The organism is Dermatophilaceae bacterium Sec6.4, from assembly GCA_039636865.1.
Classification (GTDB): Bacteria; Actinomycetota; Actinomycetes; order Actinomycetales; family Dermatophilaceae; genus Allobranchiibius.
In genome coordinates this window covers 195,497-210,166 of sequence record CP144172.1, presented here as the reverse complement: position 1 = coordinate 210,166, position 14,670 = coordinate 195,497, and the positions used below count along the sequence as shown (strand labels likewise).

The 14,670-nt window shown below is 65.3% G+C and carries 15 protein-coding genes; 10 read left to right on the top strand and 5 right to left on the bottom strand.

From position 1 onward, the window contains the following. The first annotated feature begins 275 nt into the window (after nt 1-275). Together V3G39_01055 and V3G39_01050 are read left to right on the top strand one after the other, a co-directional pair. Nucleotides 276-578, top strand: a complete 303-nt coding sequence (locus V3G39_01055; GenBank protein ID XAS76650.1) for a DUF427 domain-containing protein — start codon at nt 276-278, stop codon at nt 576-578. 101 nt (nt 579-679) lie between these two features. Next, entirely contained in the window at nt 680-1,390 is a 711-nt protein-coding gene (locus tag V3G39_01050) for a spermidine synthase (protein XAS76649.1), read from the top strand. A gap of 122 nt (nt 1,391-1,512) precedes the next feature. Here the strand turns inward: V3G39_01050 and V3G39_01045 are convergent, their stop codons facing one another. Then, nucleotides 1,513-2,424, bottom strand: a complete 912-nt coding sequence (locus V3G39_01045; GenBank protein ID XAS76648.1) for an NAD(P)-dependent oxidoreductase — start codon at nt 2,422-2,424, stop codon at nt 1,513-1,515. A gap of 94 nt (nt 2,425-2,518) precedes the next feature. On the opposite strand from V3G39_01045, the gene V3G39_01040 reads away from it, so the two are divergent. Together V3G39_01040 and V3G39_01035 are read left to right on the top strand one after the other, a co-directional pair. Next, complete coding sequence (locus tag V3G39_01040; GenBank protein XAS76647.1) at nt 2,519-3,820, top strand: C45 family peptidase; 1,302 nt, start codon at nt 2,519-2,521, stop codon at nt 3,818-3,820. A gap of 59 nt (nt 3,821-3,879) precedes the next feature. Further along, nucleotides 3,880-4,134, top strand: a complete 255-nt coding sequence (locus tag V3G39_01035) for a hypothetical protein (protein XAS76646.1) — start codon at nt 3,880-3,882, stop codon at nt 4,132-4,134. Nucleotides 4,135-4,185: 51 nt separating this feature from the next. Here V3G39_01035 and V3G39_01030 read toward each other — a convergent pair whose 3' ends face one another. Both V3G39_01030 and V3G39_01025 read right to left on the bottom strand, forming a co-directional pair. Beyond that, entirely contained in the window at nt 4,186-4,407 is a 222-nt protein-coding gene (locus V3G39_01030; GenBank protein XAS76645.1) for a hypothetical protein, read from the bottom strand. Between the two features lie 113 nt (nt 4,408-4,520). Continuing rightward, complete coding sequence (locus tag V3G39_01025) at nt 4,521-5,417, bottom strand: undecaprenyl-diphosphate phosphatase (GenBank protein XAS76644.1); 897 nt, start codon at nt 5,415-5,417, stop codon at nt 4,521-4,523. A 121-nt stretch (nt 5,418-5,538) separates the two neighbouring features. On the opposite strand from V3G39_01025, the gene argS reads away from it, so the two are divergent. After that, entirely contained in the window at nt 5,539-7,302 is a 1,764-nt protein-coding gene (argS, locus tag V3G39_01020) for an arginine--tRNA ligase (protein ID XAS76643.1), read from the top strand. 17 nt (nt 7,303-7,319) lie between these two features. On the opposite strand, the gene galE is transcribed toward argS, so the two are convergent. Then, nucleotides 7,320-8,342 (bottom strand): UDP-glucose 4-epimerase GalE, encoded by a 1,023-nt coding sequence (galE, locus tag V3G39_01015; GenBank protein ID XAS76642.1) that lies wholly within the window; start codon nt 8,340-8,342, stop codon nt 7,320-7,322. Between the two features lie 91 nt (nt 8,343-8,433). Between galE and V3G39_01010 the strand changes: the two genes are divergently transcribed. Beyond that, entirely contained in the window at nt 8,434-9,039 is a 606-nt protein-coding gene (locus V3G39_01010) for a DivIVA domain-containing protein (GenBank protein ID XAS76641.1), read from the top strand. Between the two features lie 25 nt (nt 9,040-9,064). Here V3G39_01010 and V3G39_01005 read toward each other — a convergent pair whose 3' ends face one another. Next, nucleotides 9,065-9,724 carry a TetR/AcrR family transcriptional regulator gene (locus V3G39_01005; protein ID XAS76640.1) on the bottom strand — a complete coding sequence of 220 codons (660 nt, stop codon included), beginning with the start codon at nt 9,722-9,724 and terminating at the stop codon, nt 9,065-9,067. 363 nt (nt 9,725-10,087) lie between these two features. Here V3G39_01005 and V3G39_01000 point away from each other — a divergent pair, with 363 nt between their 5' ends. The 4 genes from V3G39_01000 to V3G39_00985 all read left to right on the top strand — a co-directional run bounded on the left by V3G39_01000 (nt 10,088) and on the right by V3G39_00985 (nt 14,531). Further along, nucleotides 10,088-12,055 carry a S53 family serine peptidase gene (locus V3G39_01000; protein ID XAS76639.1) on the top strand — a complete coding sequence of 656 codons (1,968 nt, stop codon included), beginning with the start codon at nt 10,088-10,090 and terminating at the stop codon, nt 12,053-12,055. Between the two features lie 199 nt (nt 12,056-12,254). Next, complete coding sequence (locus V3G39_00995) at nt 12,255-12,734, top strand: hypothetical protein (protein XAS76638.1); 480 nt, start codon at nt 12,255-12,257, stop codon at nt 12,732-12,734. Nucleotides 12,735-12,818: 84 nt separating this feature from the next. Then, the gene (locus tag V3G39_00990) at nt 12,819-13,724 is read left to right on the top strand and encodes a L,D-transpeptidase (protein XAS76637.1); all 906 of its coding nucleotides are present in this window, start codon (nt 12,819-12,821) and stop codon (nt 13,722-13,724) included. A 39-nt stretch (nt 13,725-13,763) separates the two neighbouring features. Next, nucleotides 13,764-14,531, top strand: coding sequence for a hypothetical protein (locus V3G39_00985; GenBank protein XAS76636.1), 768 nt, complete (start codon nt 13,764-13,766; stop codon nt 14,529-14,531). The last annotated feature ends 139 nt before the right edge of the window (nt 14,532-14,670 follow it).

The following is a 14,670-nucleotide window of genomic DNA, read 5'->3' as shown; positions in this document are numbered from 1 at the left end:
CGCACCGGCACGTCGACTGTGTCGCAACAGATCGCTGCCCTGGCTCAAGAGGCGGGTACTCCGTTGCTCGAGCCGGTCTGACGGCTACGGGCGTCGGCGGTTTCGTGCAGCGACGGACATGCACTTCGTCGGACTCGGCTACCCGTACCCCCGGCGACGACGGGGTACTCGGAGCTCGAGTTGCCGACGTGCATGTCGATCGCAACGATTGGGAACGTAGGCTCGAAAGGCGCTACTCACCGTAAGAGTCAGCACCGCAATCAAGGGAGCAGATCATGCAGGTCAGCATCAACGATGTCGTCGTCGCTACCGCCACGGAGGACGAGGTCGTTTCGATCGAGGGGAACTACTACTTCCCGCCCAGTTCCATCGATGCGGCGCTCTTCACGACCAGCTCGACGGCCTACACCTGTCCGTGGAAGGGCGCCGCCCAGTACTGGGACGTCACGACGCCTGGCGGCGCCCACAAGGACGCGGCCTGGAGCTACCCCGACCTCTACGACGGTGCGACCAAGCGCGTCGGCCGTGACTTCGCGGGCTACCTCGCCTTCGACCGGTCGCAGGTAACGGTTTCCTGAGGGTCATTCGCCCGGTCAGCGCCTCCTTGGTCTCCAGATAAGCGCCATCGCCGGGGTCCCACCCTGATCCTTAACCACGGGGGCTGCACTACGTTCGTCGGGTGAGTGCACGATTCGAAGAGCTGGCTTTCAGTGCGACCCCCCGCGGCGAGATCAGCCTGCGCCGCCGGGTGGAGCCCACGCTCAAGGTCGACGTCTATGAAGTGAAGCTCGGCGACGAGTTTCTGATGTCGAGTTTGTTCACCGTCGCTGAGGTGGAGCTGGCCAGGCTGGGTCTCGCACAGGCCTGTGGCGCACATCTGGACGTCGTGGTCGGCGGACTTGGCCTGGGGTGGACGGCGCGGGCCGCATTGGAGGATGTCCGCGTCAGTTCGATGATCGTCGTGGACGCAATGGCCGAGGTCATCGAGTGGCACGAAAAAGAGTTACTGCCCGGCGCCGCCGAGTTGGTGGGCGACCCTCGCACTCGACTGGTCTTCGACGACTTCTTCGCGATGTCCGCATCCGAGCGTGGATTCGACCCCGACGCGCCCGGCCGTGTCTTCGACGCCGTACTGCTGGACATCGACCACACCCCAAGGCACGTGCTGCACCCCAGCCACGCCGCGTTCTACAGCCTGGACGGGCTACGCCAACTGAAACGGCACCTCGCCCCCGGCGGTGTCTTCGCTCTGTGGTCGGACGACCCGCCGGATGAGGACTTCAACGCGCTGCTGGCTCAGGTCTTCGATACCTGCGACGCGCATGTCGTCAGCTTCGCGAACTTCCTGACCGGTGGCGAGTCGACCAACACGATCTACGTCGCCGGCTGACGCGCGGAGCGTCGCGCGCAGCGGCCAACATGCACTCTGCTGGTCGCGCGCTGTGCAGACCCCGGAACGACGGCGTTCTGCAGCAGCAATGCTCGCGAAAGTGCATGTTCATCGACCCGGCTTCATGCTCGGACTTCCTCGGCGCCGGGGTCGGTCAGTTCATCGCGCCAGGAGTGGGTGGGTGCATAGCCGAGCAGATCGCGTGCCTTGTCGATGCAGTAGAACGTCTCGTCGCGGCCCATCTCGCGGCGCACCTGCACGCCGTCGTAGAAGCGCTCACGGACCTGATCGTTCGTGGCCGCGACGGACATATCGGCGTTGGCGACGTTGAACACCTCGTAGCCCAGCCCATCGGTGTGCAGGCAGCGCGCCACCAGGTGGCCCAGGTCGCGGGTGTCGATGTAGGCGAAGATGTTGCGGCGTCGCAGCGATGGGTCCTGGAGAAAGTCGGGGAACAACTGCGTGTATTCGTGCGGCTCGATCACGTTGTTGATCCGCAGCCCGTAGATGTCCGCTCCGGTGCGGGCGTGGAACGACCGCGCTGTGGCCTCACTCGCGACCTTCGACATGGCGTAGGCGTCCTCGGGGACGGTCGGGTGCTCCTCGTCGACGGGCAGGTAGAGCGGGCGGCGCTCGCCCTGTGCGAAGCAGATTCCGTAGGTCGTCTCCGAGGAGGCGAACACGATCTTGCGCACGCCCAGTCGGGTCGCGGCCTCCAGCACGTTGTAGGTGCTGAGCACGTTCGTTGCATACGTTGTCGCGTCGGACATGAGAGCGATGCGCGGTATTGCCGCGAAGTGCACCACGGCGTCGTACCGCGGGGCCTCCGGCAGGTCCAACTCGTCCAGATTCGCCAGCCCGGCGAGCGCTGAATAGGTCTCACCGGCACTGGTGAGATCGACCCGCAGGTCGGTGACCGCCGGGTGGCCCAGCGGTACGAGGTCGGCATTGGTGACGTGGTGGCCCTGATCGGCGAGGTAGGGCGCGACGTGTCGGCCGGCCTTACCGCTGCCTCCGGTGAAGAAGATACGCATGACCCTGTTGTACCCCGCCACAGGTACCGCCACGCACGGGCACCAGTCAATTCTGGCTTGACGGCGTCCAGGTCGTCAATTTAATCTTGACGTCATGTTTACCTTGACGAACGATGCTGAAGCACCAACCGACCTCACCCTCGCGACCTCCGATGACCTCGGGTCACTGCTGAGGGCAGTGGCTCAGGAGCTGTCCCGCCGCCGCGATCCGGCTGCTCAGGCGGCCCTGTCGCACGGGATTGTCGAGGTTGGTAGTGCCATTGGTCGAAGCTGGGCATGGCAGCCTTTGCCGGCTCAGCAGCACTGGGCCGATGATGGGGTGGGCACTGGCTGGTCCGCCGAATGGCCCGCCGCGATCGGCGAGCCGGTCGGTCATCAGCCGCGCCCCACCTACGAGCGTGAGCTGACCATGTTCGCCATCCGGGAACAGCGGCCCGGCGCACAGTGGAAGGGGCTGCTCGACGCCACCTGGCCGGCCTACCGGGCCTGGTATCTCAGCGAGGGCGAGGCACGCCGCCCCAGCCTGCAGATCTGCTCCGAGCTGCTGGCCCAGCACATGCCCGAGCTGCTGCCGACGTGGCAGCGGATGGTCCAGCTGGGTGGCGGCGACGAGCTTCTCGCGCGCTTCCTGACCGGATGGGATCTACCGCAGTTCGCGCCGGGGTGCTCGCAGGCGGTACTGACGGGAGACCGGCCGACCCTGGTGCGCAACTACGACTACAACCCCGATCTGTGGGAGCGCGTGGTGCTGTCCACCGGGTTCGGTCCCTACCAGGTCATCGGTACCAGCGACTGCCTCTGGGGGCTGCTGGACGGGATGAACGACGCCGGGCTCATGGTGTCCCTCGCATTCGGTGGACGACCGGGCTCGGGGCAGGGATTCGCAGTGCCGATGGTCGTTCGCTACGTGCTGGAGACCTGCGCGACGGTGCAGGAGGCGAAGGCCAAGCTCGACACCATCCCCATGGCCATGGCCTACAACCTGACCATTGCTGACGCGCACGGCAAGGCGGTCACCGCGTACGTAGCCCAGGACGCCGCACCGGAATACCGGCCGCTCCAGGCGGCGACGAACCACCGGGGAAGGACGCCGGAATTCCCCGAGCATGCGCGCCAACTGCGTAGCGTGGAGCGGCACGATCTGCTGCTGGACCTCATTAACGGTGGACCCGATCGGGACGAACTCGCGAAGGTCTTCATGGAAGCGCCCGTGCGGGCGGAGAATTTCGCGGGCGGTTTCGGCACGCTCTACACCGCCATCTACCGACCTGACGAGCGGTGCGTGGAATACCGCTGGCCGGACCGGTCCTTCATCCGCACCTTCGATGATCCGTCGGCCCAGCTGGACTTCGTCCTGCGTGCCACCCCGGCTTCCGACGCCACTGCCGTAGCGTGAGCCAGCGTCAGAGGCAACGCCGGAGTTAGCGCATATTCGCGAGAGAGAGCGTGGTGGCAATGTCGCCCGAAGACCTCAAAGGACTTCCCACGGCACAGCTGGCCGAGGTCGCCCGTCATGCGATGTCCGAACTCGCCCTGCGGGACAGTCGTGAATCATTCACAGAGCTGCTGTCGATGACCGGCCACGCAGGTACCTGCGTGGCACAGTCGGCCCGTTCACTTGCTGTCGCAGGCTCGTGGAGCCAGGTGGCTGACTTGTCAGGCACCACCAAACAGGCGGCGTGGTCCAAGTGGAGCCGTCCCACGTCGTAGGCGGCTCACCGGCCTAGTTTTGCAAAACCGACCAGCCGCCGACCGGAGAATCTAGATCTTGGTCATCTTCCGGAAGGGCGTGGTGATGCGGACCGTCTTGCTGCTGAAATCGACGGTGAGTCCGCTGGCGTCGACCCCGATGACCTTGCCCACTCCGTAGGAGTCGTGCGAGACGCGGTCGTTGAGCTCGAAGTGCTCGACATCCGGCTCCTGGTGAGGCTGGAACGGGCTGTTGGCGAGACGGGGGCGCGGGTGGTGAGATGAGGTTGCCATTACCTCTCATTATGCGCGCGTGGGGGGCGTGTTGAAACCCCACGGTATCGTAACTAAGGTCGGTCGATGACGAATCGTCTACGTCCGCAACGCAATTCCCCAAAATATCCTGTTCAGGCGAAGCGGATGATGCTGGCGACGCCGGCGATCAGGCAGTAGATGACGAAGGGATAGAGCGTGCGGGTGCGTAGGAAGCGGGTCAGCCAGCGGGCAGCTGCATACGCCGCGATGAAGGCAATGACGAATCCCACCAGCACCTGACCGCCGATCCCTTTACCTTCCGGACCGAACAGCTCGGGGATCTTCAGTACTCCGGCCGCGAGGATGATCGGGGTGGCGAGCAGGAAGGCGAAGTGCACCGCGCGCTCATGGCTCCATCCGCGCAGCAGGCCGGCCGAGATGGTGACCCCGGATCGTGAGATGCCGGGAAGGAGGGCAAGGGCCTGACTTGTGCCGATCGCAATCGCTTCACCGAAACCGGTGTGCGAGAAGTCCAGTTCGGCGCCGCCCTCACCTGCAGAGTGCGATCCGCGTGACTTTCGGCCGGTTCGCTGCGTGAGCAACTCGACGGTCAACAGCACCAGGCCGTTCGCGGTGAGGAAGATCGCGGCCGCAATGGGGTGGGAGAAAAGATGCCGCAACGGTTTGTCCAGCACCAGCCCGATGATCCCGATGGGGATCGTCGCGGCGACCAGGAGTGCGAGCAGGCGGGCGCGCGGCGTGCTTATCCGGCGATCTCGCGCCACGTCGCCGACCCCGCCGAGCACCTGCAGCCAGTCGCGCCACTGGAACGCGATCAACGCGAATGCAGTCGCCACGTGCAGCGCGACGATGAACGCGAGGAACGGGGTTGCGCTCTTCGAACCCTGCTGGGTCACCAGGTCCGCCCAGGACCCGCCGATCCAGGCCGGCACCAGCAGTGAGTGCCCGAGACTGGAGATGGGGACGAGCTCGGTGACGCCCTGCAACAGGCCCATCACGCTGGCCTGCAGGTAGGTGAGGTGACTCAAGGTTCGACTTTCCAGGTGGCGGATCGGAGCGTGCGGACCGTATCGATGTCAGCTGAGCTGGAGCTGAGACGACACGGAAATCGGTTCGGGATGGCCGTGCTGCGTCGATATCCTTGGCCTCATGCCTGATCCGACTACCGCCCTCACCCCGCACATCCAGCAGGCGATGGCCGCAGCGTTCGGGCCTGCGTGGGCCGACGTCGACCCTGTCATCCGTGCGGCCAACAAACGGCAGACCGCCGCCGACCTGCAGGTGAACGCCGCGATGGCCGCCGGTAAGCGCCTCGGCCGCCCGCCGCGGGAGGTTGCCCAGTCGATTGTGGACCACCTCGACCGTGGCGACATCATCGAGGCGGTTGAGGTTGCCGGTCCCGGATTTCTCAACGTCACGCTGTCCCAGCAGTGGATTTCCGGTGCCCTCAACGCGCTGCGCCAGGATGACCACCTCGGTGTCATTGAACCTGCGCGTGAACGGGTCATCGTGGAGTACTCCTCGGTCAACGCCGCGAAAGAGATGCACGTCGCCCACCTTCGTAGTGCCGTGGTCGGTGATGCGCTGGTACGCACGCTGGAGTACCTCGGTCACGAAGTGATCCGGCAGAACCACCTCGGTGACTGGGGCACGCCGTTCGGGATGCTGATCGAGCATCTGCTGGAGGTGGGTGAGCACAGCGACGAGGCGAAGCTGCTGGAGAGCGACCCCAACACGTTCTACCGTGCCGCCCGCGGCAAGTTCACAACTGCCGAGAAAGCCGAGCCCGCAGGTAGCGCCGGCGATTTCGATGCTCGCGCGCGCCATCGGGTGACGCTCCTGCAGTCCGGGGACCCCGAGACCCTGCGCTTCTGGGAGGAGATCCTGCAGTTGTCCCGGGTCTACCTGAACCGGGTCTACACCGAGCTCGACATCACCCTCACCGACGACGACATCGACGGTGAGTCCTCCTATAACGACGAGCTGCCCGGCATCTGTGATGCTCTGCAGGAGAAGGGCATCGCTCAGATCAGCCAGGGCGCACTGTGTGTCTTCCTGGACGGTGTGCAGGGTCGTGACGGCAAACCGTTGCCGCTGATCGTGCGTAAGTCCGACGGCGGCTACGGCTATGCAGTGACCGACATCGCCACCATCAGGCACCGTGCGCTCGACCTGCACGTCGATCGTGCGCTCTACGTGGTCGGAGCGGCGCAGCAGCTGCATTTCTCGATGTGCTGGCAGACGGCACGGTTGGCCGGGTGGGTGCAGGGCCTGACTCCGATTCACGTGCAGATCGGAAATGTGGTCGGCGCTGACGGCAAGATCCTCAAGACCCGTTCCGGTGACCTCGTATCGCTGCAGAGTCTGGTCGATGCCGCGTTCGCGCGATCGGCAGAGGTCATCGCGGCCTCACGCCCCGACCTGGACCAGCACACCCGCGACGTGATCTCTCACCAGGTCGGCATCGCCGCGTTGAAATACGCCGACCTGTCGGTTTCGCACGACAGCGGATACACCTTCGACCTGGACCGGATGGTCGCGCTGCAGGGTGACACGGGCCCCTACCTGCAGTACGCGACGACCCGGATCCGCTCGATCCTGGCCAAAGCCGGCGTCGTCGACCCGGTCGGACCGATCGTGGTGCAGGAGCCGGCTGAACGGGCGCTCGCGCTGCGGCTGCTGGACTTCGGCGGGGTCGTGGTCGCGGTAGGGGAGACGCTTGAGCCGCACCGGCTGTGCAGCTATCTGTCCGATCTGGCGCAGACCTTCAGTTCGTTCTATGAGCAGTGCCCGGTCATCAAGGCCGAGGACGATGCCGTGCGCGAGTCACGTCTCGCGTTGTTGGAGCTGACCCGTTCGGTACTGGTGCAAGGTCTGCTGCTGCTCGGTATCACGGCGCCCGACCAGATGTAACTTTCCGGTCTGCGGCCTCAGGACCCGGGGTAGCCCTGCGGGTTCTGCGACTGCCAGCGCCACGTATCGGCGCACATGTCATCGATCGTGTTCTTCGCCCGCCAGCCCAGTTCGGTACCGGCGCGGGTCGAGTCCGCCCAGTACGCCGGCAGGTCACCTGCCCGCCGCCCGACGATCTCGTGCGGCAACTCGTGACCCACGGCGCGCTCGAAGGCATGCAGCAGTGCCAGTACCGACGTGCCGGTGCCGGTGCCGAGGTTGAAGGCGCGCACCGGCGTTGCCATCGAGTCCAGGTGCTCCAGCGCTGCGATGTGGCCGGCGGCGAGATCCTGCACGTGGATGTAGTCGCGCTCGCACGTGCCGTCGTCGGTGGGGTAGTCCCCGCCGAAGATGCTCAGTTTCTCCCGGCGTCCCACAGCGACCTGGGCGATGAAGGGCATCAGGTTGTTCGGTATGCCGGACGGGTCCTCGCCCATCCGCCCCGACGGGTGCGCGCCGACCGGGTTGAAGTAACGCAGCAGCGCGACCTTCAGGCCGGGGTCGACGGCGGCCACGTCGCTCAGGATCGCCTCGATGATCACCTTTGTTCGCCCGTACGGCGACGCAGCCGAAAGTGGCTGGTAGTCCTCGTGATACGGGTTGGGTGCGGTGTCGCCGTAGACCGTCGCTGAAGATGAGAACACGAACCGGTGCACGCCGTGGCGACGCATCGCCGCGAGGAGGGAGAACGTCGCGTCGAGGTTGTTGCGGTAGTACTCCAGCGGCTTGGCGACGCTTTCGCCGACGGCTTTGAGCCCGGCGAAATGAATGACCGCGTCGATGTTCTGCTCGGCAAACACCTGATCTGTCCGCGCCGCGTCACACAGGTCGACCTCGTGCAATGGCACTTCGCGACCACTGAGTTGCCCGATCGCCGCAACGGCCGTGCGTTTGCTGTTGACGAAGTCGTCGACCAGCACGACATCATGACCGTGGTCGAGCAACTGGACGGCGGTGTGCGAGCCGATATAGCCCGCACCCCCGGAGACGAGAACGCGCATGGGAGCCGATCCTATGGTGGGCATCTGAGCCGGCGGTTCGGCGATGCGGTCGACTCGTCCGTCGCTGACCACTACTGATGGGATAGGGCGCATGAGTACCCCGTGGACTGCGACGCACGTCGAGACGGTGAGCGCCGCCCGGTTGCCCCACGAGCGCGGTGGTTACAACACCGAGGACGTCGACCGGCAGATCGCCAGGATGGCCGTCCTGATGCGCCAGCAGCGACCGGTACCGCCGATCTCCGTGTTGTCCCTGCGCCGTTCTCGGTTGCGTGACGGGTACGCATCGGCGGCCGTGGAGGCCCTGTTCGCCCATGTCGCCTCCTGGCAGCAGGACTTCGACCATGCAGCACCGCCGCCCAACCTGACCCCGGCCGCGAAGCCGGGGTCAGGTGCCCGCGCGGGTACGTCAGAAACGAGTGACCGGGCCGGTGCGCAACGCGAATGGACCCATACCCAGCAGGACTGGGTGCGGGAGATGCGCTTCGCCCGCCGCACCGGCACGCGCGCCTACGACGAAGGCGACGTCGACGGATTCCTGAACCGCGTGCTCACCGCGATGGCCAAGGGAGAGGAGCTGCCGCCGATCCAGAGCGTGCGGTTCTACCCGCCCAAACGTGCCCGAGGCGGGTACGACGCGATCGCGGTCGACGTCTTTCTGGACCAGTTGGGCACGATCCGCCCGATCCTGCATTGATACCTGTGCCGCAGCCGCACTCGGGTCAGCGCGGCCAGGTGGTCAGCAGCAGCGTGGTGATCGAGGCCAGAGCCTGCCGCAACTGGGCCACGGTCTGTGCTCCGGGCTGCAGTACCCAGTCGTAGATGATGGTGGAGGTCGCGCCGGCGAGTGCGAGTGCCCTGAAGCGCAGCTGGAGCGCGGTGTCGGCGCTGAGTTCACTTGTCTGGGTGGCTTCGTTGCAGATGAGCGACACGAGTTGCTCGCGGAAGGCAAGTCGCTTGCTCTCCAGCGTCGGGCTCACGCCGACGATCGAGACGAAGATGATCCGCGCGATCCGGGGGTCCTCGATCATCGGTGAGACATAGGCCAGGTAGGCGGGCGTGATGCGCTCCACGATCGGTTTGCCCCTGGTCGCCGCCAGGGCCGCTTGCGTGCGGTCGGAAGAGCCGGTCGTGGCGGCGTCGTACACGTCAGCGAAAAGCCCCTCCTTGTTGTCGTAGGTCTGGTAGAAGTGCCGGGTCGAGACCTTGGCGCGACCGCACAGCTCTTCGACCGTGGTCTTGGCGAAGCTCTTGGAACCGAACAGATTCAGGCCGGCTTCCAGAAGGCGTTCGCGCCGCTCGAAGTCGCGCTGTGGCGCAGTCTTTCCCGAGTACGGCCGCCCGGTGACTTCGGAGGAATTCTGCGCGGTTTGAGTCGTCATCTCGCCCTTTGTTGGTTGAAGGATGAACTGTGCAACAGACGCGGAAACATCATCGACCCCGCGAGGCCACCAGCAACTGAACTGCTGTACCAACCTGTTGATATTTTTACTATATGCGACTTAGTAAATTTCGTATATGGATTCAGTAAAGTCCGGTGGGCACTGCCGAAGTTGCCTTGTTTCGGCAGTGATCTGGAGCTGCAGAAAGGGTGTCCGGCGAACGCAACCAAAGTCGCCGATAGGGCGCTAAGGTTGCGCCAGTCGTGGCACATTTTTGCCACAGCCTCGCCCCACAACTCGGTCGAGCGGCCAAGGGGAGAACACCATGCAGGTTTCGCACAAATGCCAAGGAGAAGTGAACGCATGAAGCGTCGCACCCTGGCCGCTGCTACAGCGGCTTTGACAACGGTTGCGGTGGTGCCGGCTGCTGCCGCACTGGCGAGTCCGTCCAGTGCCAGCGGCAAGACCGCACTCACAAGTTCAGCGGTAACGAGCGCAGGGGGACTGAATTTCGGCGCTTCGGCACCGGCATCGACCAGCATGACGCTGGGCCTGCAGCTGCCGCTGCGTAACCAGGCCCTTGCCGACCGGTTGCTGGCCAAGGGGACCGTCCTGACGCCCGCGCAGTACGCGGCGTTCTTTGCCCCCTCGAAGGCGCAGGTCTCCCGGGTCAAGGCCTGGGCCGCGTCCCAGGGTATGAAGGTGACCCAGGTCAGCACCTCCTCCGGTCAGATCCGGGTCAGTGCGCCCGTCTCGCGGATCAACCGTGCGCTCGGAGTGAGCGTGCGGTCCGCAACGGCCAACGGCAGTCGTGGCCTCGCTGCTGTCGGCACCCCCGTGGTGCCCAGCAACCTCGGCCTGTCCGGCATTTCAGGTCTGAACACCGTGCGCAAGGCGCGCGTCGACAATGCCAAGCAGGCCGGGTCGACTCGCTCCACGTTGAAGCGCAGCGCCCCGGCCGGCAATGTCAAGCGCGCCGCGAACGGCTCCGACGGCAACAAGGAGTGCGCCAACTACTGGGGCGATCACCTCTACCCCACGGTCTCCCGCTACGGCAAGGAGTCCAACTACATCTGCGGTTACTTCCCGCAGGATCTGACTCAGATGTACGGCGTCAAGGCAGCGCAGACGAAGGCGCCGACCATCGGTGTACTGCTCTGGGGCAACGACCCGAACATGCTGAAGATCACCAACGAGTACATGACGGCGGCGGGTTACCCGACGCTGAAGGACTACACCGCCACCGTGGCTGCCCCGGACAAGGACCTGCCGGCCTGCGACCCCTACGGTGTCGTGTCCGAGCAGTCCATCGACGTGCAGTCCTCGCACTCGATCTCCCCGAACTCCCCGATCCGTTACTACGGCGCGGCGAGTTGCACCGACGCAGCACTGACCAGTCAGTTGCAGTTGATGGTTGACCAGCACAAGGTCTCCACCATCTCGATGTCCTTCGGTGAGGCCTACGACAAGGGCATGAGCAAGGCCGACCAGGCTGCCTGGGATCGTCCGCTGCAGCAGGCTGCACTGACCGGTATCAGCACCTTCGGCTCCAGTGGCGACTCCGGCAACAACGCATACGCGGCCGGTAACGACCTCGGTGGTTGCAATGCTGACAAGACCGTCTGCAAGCCCGACGGCAAGCCGCACATCGGTTACCCCGCCTCCAGCGCCTACATCACGGCTGTCGGTGGTACCTCGATCGGTCTGACCAAGACCGGCAGTGTTGTTGCAGCAGCCGGCTGGGAAAACCTGTACTTCGTGCAGAAGGACCCGGCCAAGGCGCAGTACTCCCTCTACACCGGCTTCGGCACTGACGGTGCGGGCGGCGGCGTGAGCGAAGTCTCGAAGATCCCGACCTGGCAGAAGGGTGTTGTCACCACGTCCTCGACGATGCGCGCTGTGCCCGACGTTGCCGGTTTGGCCAACCCGTACACGCCGTTCCTGATCCGTCAGACCGATAACACGGTTGACAAGAACGGGAAGCTCGTGTCGACCCAGGTCGACTACGCCGCATACGGTGGCACCAGCCTCGCGTCGCCGATCGTGGCCGCGATCGTCGCGCTTGCGAAGGCGTACAACAACGTGCAGGTCGGTAATGCTGCGCCGAAGCTCTACGCGCTGCGCAACAGTTCGGCGATCACCGACATCAACGGGGCAGGCACGATGGGCGTGTTCGCGGCAAGCAGCAAGCCTCAGTACGGCGGCCCCAACGGTGGGATCGTTATCGGAGTCGACAGCAAGCCGCAGAACCTGGTCACCACCAAGGGCTGGGACAATGTCACCGGTGTCGGCGAGCCGAACGGAATGAATTTCATCAAGGCGTTCAAGTAGAACCCGTTCAGTAGCGTCCCGTTTCCCTTGCCTGTGGTGACGTGACGTAGTACTGGTCGATGACTCGATCGCAGAAGGGCCCCGCAGGAGACTGCGGGGCCCTTCCGCGTCTCTTCATATCCGGCCGAGCCCAACCGAGGCGCCCGGTCGGACGTCTGAAGGGGAGAAGGCACACAGCAGAACGCCGGGAGGAACAGCCATGACACGAATCAACAGCCGTTGGATCGGTGGGAGCGTGATGGGTCTCGTACTCATCGCGGGGTGCGGCAACAATGCGACCGGACCCAGCAGCAGCGCGCCCGCCAGCATCAGCACCAGCACGTCGAACACACCCAGCAGCACACCGAGCCCGCCCAGTGCGCCCGGAGAATCCCCGTCGACGAGCTCATCGGGCGACGTCACCCTGCGGGGGACCGTGCGCGGCGACGGCCTGACCTGCGTCGCTTTCGTGGCCACAGACGGGTCCCGGTACGCGCTCGCCGGCCCCGGCCTGCCGAGCAAGGTGCGCGATGTGGCCGGTTCCCTCGGGCGTCGTACCTCCTTGAGCGACCAGCCCAGCCCGCCCCAGATCGCGACTCTCACGATCATCGGACATGTCGTCGCCGGCGTGAAGAGCACCTGCAACCTGTCGACCTTCCTGGTGACGTCTGCGAAGGTGGCGTCCATCGGCCCCCAGTAACGCTGGAATGCCGCCGCCCGCAACCAGGGCGGATACGATCAGCCGCGCCAGCGATACGCGCGGCATGGGTAGTTCGAGGGGTTCATGGCAGGCAAGTTCGGCCGCGGGAGCGGCATGGCGCAGCGGATGGGTCTGCGCGTCGCCGGGGTCGTAGCGGGATTCGTCATCCTCGCCCTCATCGTCGTCGGGGTGAAGGTGCTGGGTGGATCGGGCTCCACTGCCGATGGACCGCCTACATCGAAAGCCTCATCCGGTTCCACCTCGTCGCCTTCGTCGTCAAAGGCTGGGCCGAGTGTGTCCCCCACGATCCCAGTCCCGAAGCTGAGCGCTGCGCAGCTCGCGGCGCTGCCGAAGGCCACGACATTCGGCAAAATAGCGGGACTGCCGGTCTCCGCGACTGCCAACAGCGACGGCAACGTCGTGCGGGTAGCTCGGGATCAGCCGGGTTTCGCGACCCCCGGCGGTCAGGCGAAGACCTTGATCCCGTCCACCCAGCTCGGCCTGGACACCTGGCTGCCGATCGTGGATCGCCGTTCGGGATGGATACAGGTGAGACTTCCCTCCAGGCCCAACGGCTCGCTCGCCTGGATCCCGGCCTCCGGAGCGCGCACCGCACAGACCAACTGGCGGGTACAGATCTCGCTGGCACGCGGCACGATGAGCATCATGCAGGGAGTGGTGCGCAAGGGCACCTGGACGGTCGGCCACGGGAAGTCCGCCGACCCGACTCCGACCGGGCAGACATTCCTGCTCGCGGGTTTTGTGGATCCGACCCAGAAGTTCTCCCCGGTCATCTACGCTCTGGGCGCGCATTCGGAGACTTTGGACTCGTTCGGGGGCGGACCGGGGACGGTTGCCGTGCACGGATGGCCCACTGCGGACGGCCGTCGCGGGCAGGTTTCACATGGATGTGTGCGGGTACCGAGCGCGGCACTGGCAATGTTCGCTAAGTTGCCTACGGGGACTCCAGTCGACATCACTGCCTCATAACTTATTTACAACCCATTCACAGCTAGAAGGGAACCTTCGATGAAGCGCAATACAGCGCTCTTCGGCGCGTCAGCCGCCGTAGGACTCACCGCAGCAGCAGGCCTCATCATGACCAGTGCCACCAGCTCTGCCGCAGCCGCCAAACCCACGTTGTATGGCGTCGCCTACAGCACGACTACTGGATCGGCGGGCTTCGCGTTCGGCAACATCGTCGACCCGGACGGCGTATTCGTTGCCAAGGCAGAGGTCGTCAAGGGCATTTCGGTGGTGGGTTATGAGATGCCGCTACTCAAGACCGGCCCCATCGGTGTGGCCACCGGTTGCGAGAACGGCAAGCCGGTCGTTGCCGTCAAGGGTGGTGGTGCCTCGGGCACCTACACCACCAAGACGACCGTCTCGGCGGCCAAGTTCACCGGCAACAAGTACGCGGCAGGTTCAGTCACCTTCCTGGCCTCGGCAGGAGATATCACTGTTGGTGCGTACTACGACCTGACCGCTTCGGGTACGGGTAAGTACGTCGAGATCGGCGGGGTGTCCGGCTGCGCGACTGCGACCACGCCTCCCTCGAGCTCCTCCTCCAGTAGCACGACGAGCCCGACCACGCCTCCCTCGAGCTCCTCCAGCAGCACGACGAGCCCGACCACGCCTCCCTCGAGCTCCTCCAGCAGCACGACGAGCCCGACCACCGGGCCGACGAACACCACGACCCCCACCGGTCCGGTGAGCCCGACGTCGAGCCCGACCAGCACCGCCACCCAGCCGCCGACCCCGACGGCCACCACCACGACGTTGCCCGTCACCGGCTGACGTCTGCTTCTGCAGTCGCGTAGCGGCGCATCCCCGACAGGGGATGCGCCGCTTTGTCGTGATGGGCCGTTGTGCCCGTACCAGGAAGGCGTGGTCCGTGCGCAGGTGGACGGCCCTCGAGCCGGCCGTCGTAGAGTCG